We start from the raw sequence: 3,400 nt of genomic DNA on the forward strand, positions 1-3,400 counted from the left end.
GTATGTGGATCAGGCGATGTGGGAGGGTTTTGATTGTTGCAGCAAGATGACTTAATCGGCGTGTTTATAGAGATGCACGCATCCCATGTCGTCAACGTGGCTATCGAGGGGTATTTGCGTTCAAATTGACAGCTTTACGACGATGAAACCAGGCAGTCACGATCCGGTTAAAAAGTCATAAAAAGACACGGAAAATCAGGCGAAGTCTTTGAAAATCCTGAGATTGTCCGACAATCAAAAGCATGAAAAACTCTTCATAAACGCCTCACTCGAACGTTGGTAGTTTCCCCAGCGCTGCCCAATAATTCGAGTCCTAATAATGAATAACAAAACTCTTAAAAGCGCCTTGGCGCTCTCCATTTCGCTCGCCTCCACACACCTGTTCGCCGGTGGTTTTGCCCTCAATGAGCAAAGTGTCAGCTCAATGGGTACAGGCTACGCCGGGCGTTCTTCCTCGGCGGATGACGCCAGCACGGTGTTCGGTAACCCGGCCGGCATGTCGCGCATCAAGCACAATGAAGTCAGCATCGGCGCCACCTACCTCGATGCCAAATCCAACATCAAGGACGCCAGTTCCTCTCAAGGCGGTGTCGACAATCCTGGCACCAACAAAGGCGATATGGTCCCCGGCATTGCCGTGCCGATGGGTTACCTGGTGACGCCGATCGATGAACACTGGGCCTTTGGCCTGGGGGTCTACGCGCCGTTCGGTCTGGTGACCGACTATGAACACGGGTTCCAGGGCAATGGCTTTGGTAACAAAAGCAAGATTCAGGTCATCACCGTGCAGCCGACGGTCAGCTATGCGTTCAACGACAAGGTCTCGGTAGGTTTCGGCCCGACCTTCAACAAAATCAGCGGCGAGCTGGACTCTAAAGTCCCGGCGTTTGGCTTGGGCACCGAGACGGCCAAGATCAAGGGTGACGACACCGCGATGGGCTTCAACGCCGGTATCCTGGTGCAGGCTCTGGACAGCACCCGCGTCGGCGTCACCTACCACTCGCAAGTGGTCTATCACCTGAGCGGCCATACCAACGCCTCCGGCGTGCTCTCCGATGTGCTGGACGGCGGGGCGCAGAAGTATGACGCCAAGCTGAATGTCACCACGCCGTCGTCCGTGGACTTCTCGGTCACGCACCAACTGACCGACGCCTTGACCCTCTACGTGGGTAGCACCTACACGCGCTGGAGCCAGTTGAAGAAGATCACGGTCAACAACGCCGGCGTGTCGGACATTACCGCTGAGCTGGCCGGCCTGGGCTCCATCACCGAAGAGCAGCATTGGCACGACACCTGGTCCCACGCGATAGGCCTGTCGTACCAGCTCAACAAGCAGCTGGTGCTGCGTACCGGCTTCTCGGTGGACCAGACGCCAACCAACAACACCGACCGTTCGGTGCGTATTCCGACGGGCGACCGCACCGTCTTCAGCCTCGGTGCCGGCTGGACGCCTGTGGATAACCTGACCTTTGACGTGGCCTATTCCTACCTGAAGGAAGAGCCCATCAAGGTGCGCGACAACAATCCTCAGTTGGCGCTGACCTACGACGCCAAGTATGAAAACAGTGCCAATGGTTTTGGTGGTTCGGTCACTTATCGCTTCTGACCTGGGCAGTACGGCAAACCGCCGATCTTTGACGGCAGCCGCGAATCGCAGAATTACCTGTATGTGCAAGTCCTGGACAAGGCCAGCAGCACCGCCAGCTTTGCCTATAAGGACGGCCAGTTGACCCATGCCTCGGTCACGCAGTCGGCCTCCCAGAACACCCACACGCAGAAGTAGGTGATGGCTAACCTGGTGGAAGACACCGTGGTGCCCAAGGAAGGTTCATCCAAGCGTGATTACCTGGCGCTGCTTGAACACGCGGCCAAGGAAAGCAAAAAGTCCAAGGATGCGCTGGAGCAGTCGACGTTGAAAAATGCCCTGGCGACGATGCATGACGCGGTCATGTTGCAGGACGACCCGGATGTGTTGATGCGCTGATGCTCGACGTGATCAAAACGGGAAGGCTCAGTGATGAGCCTTCCCGTTTTTTTTTGCCCGCTCAGCGTACCGCGCAATCCCATATTAGGCTTTTGAATCGATTCGATATTCTGTAGCCTTGCGCAGCTTCAACCGTGCTTGATGAACACAATCACTTCGTCCGGCGGCGCCCGAAGGGCTCCAGAGCCGGTGGTACACTCGACTTTCGCGCTTACTGCGCTTGCAGGTCTTGCGAACATGACGCAAATTTCCGAACGCCTACTGGTTCAAGCCCACCTCGACGCCAAGCAGCCCAAGGCGCTGAGTGCCGATGAAGAGGCGAGCCTGCGCAGCGCCATCGCCGCCGAGCTCAAGGCTCAGGACGCGGTGCTGGTTGCCCACTTCTATTGCGACCCGGTGATTCAGGCCCTGGCCGAAGAAACCGGAGGCTGTGTCTCCGACTCCCTGGAAATGGCCCGCTTTGGCGCTGCCCACCCGGCCAAGACTGTGTTGGTGGCCGGTGTACGTTTCATGGGCGAGACCGCCAAAATCCTCACCCCCGAAAAACGCATCCTCATGCCCACCCTGGAAGCCACCTGCTCCCTGGACCTGGGCTGCCCGGTGGAGGAGTTTTCAGCGTTCTGCGACCAGCACCCCGAGCGCACGGTGGTGGTTTACGCCAACACTTCGGCGGCGGTCAAAGCCCGTGCCGACTGGGTTGTTACCTCCAGCTGCGCGCTGGAAATCGTCGAAAGCCTGATGGACAACGGCGAGACGATTATCTGGGGGCCGGACAAGCACCTGGGCACTTACATTCAGCGCCAGACTGGCGCAGACATGTTGCTCTGGGACGGCGCGTGCATCGTCCACGAAGAGTTCAAGTCCAAGCAGCTTGAAGACATGAAGGCGCTGTACCCGGACGCTGCGATCCTGGTGCACCCGGAGTCGCCGACGGCGGTGATTGAATTGGCTGACGCGGTGGGTTCCACCAGCCAACTGATTGCCGCAGCCCAGCGCTTGCCGAACAAGACCTTTATCGTGGCCACCGACCGCGGCATCTTCTACAAGATGCAGCAGTTGTGCCCGGATAAAGTCTTCGTTGAGGCACCGACCGCCGGCAACGGCGCGGCCTGCCGCAGTTGCGCGCACTGCCCGTGGATGGCGATGAATACGCTGGAGCGCACGCTGCAGTGTTTGCGTGAGGGCAGTAATGAGATCTTCGTCGAGCCGTCGGTGATCCCGCACGCCGTGCGCCCGCTCAAACGCATGTTGGACTTTACCCAGGCTGCGCGCCTCAAGCTGGCTGGCAACGCCTGACCTGAAGTTGAACACATAAACAAAATGTGGGAGCTGGCTTGCCTGCGATAGCGGTTTATCAGTCAATGCTGCTGTGACTGAACGATCGCCATCGCAGGCAAGCCAGCTCCCACACTTGAT

2 protein-coding genes and 1 pseudogene are annotated in these 3,400 nt (G+C 58.1%); all 3 read left to right on the forward strand.

Annotated features, from left to right (window positions below; all coding sequences use genetic code 11):
- Nucleotides 1–319: 319 nt before the first annotated feature.
- The 3 genes and pseudogenes from FEM54_RS28185 to nadA all read left to right on the forward strand — a co-directional run bounded on the left by FEM54_RS28185 (nt 320) and on the right by nadA (nt 3,280).
- Complete coding sequence (locus FEM54_RS28185) at nt 320–1,606, forward strand: OmpP1/FadL family transporter (protein WP_017139139.1); 1,287 nt, start codon at nt 320–322, stop codon at nt 1,604–1,606.
- Between the two features lie 12 nt (nt 1,607–1,618).
- A pseudogene (locus tag FEM54_RS28190) lies at nt 1,619–1,984 on the forward strand (lactate dehydrogenase); the annotation flags it as partial.
- A 237-nt stretch (nt 1,985–2,221) separates the two neighbouring features.
- Nucleotides 2,222–3,280: a quinolinate synthase NadA gene (gene nadA, locus FEM54_RS28195; protein WP_017139141.1), complete on the forward strand. Its 1,059-nt coding sequence runs from the start codon at nt 2,222–2,224 to the stop codon at nt 3,278–3,280.
- Nucleotides 3,281–3,400: the final 120 nt, after the last annotated feature.

Origin of the sequence: Pseudomonas edaphica (assembly GCF_005863185.1) — a bacterium.
Taxonomy (GTDB): domain Bacteria; phylum Pseudomonadota; class Gammaproteobacteria; order Pseudomonadales; family Pseudomonadaceae; genus Aquipseudomonas; species Aquipseudomonas edaphica.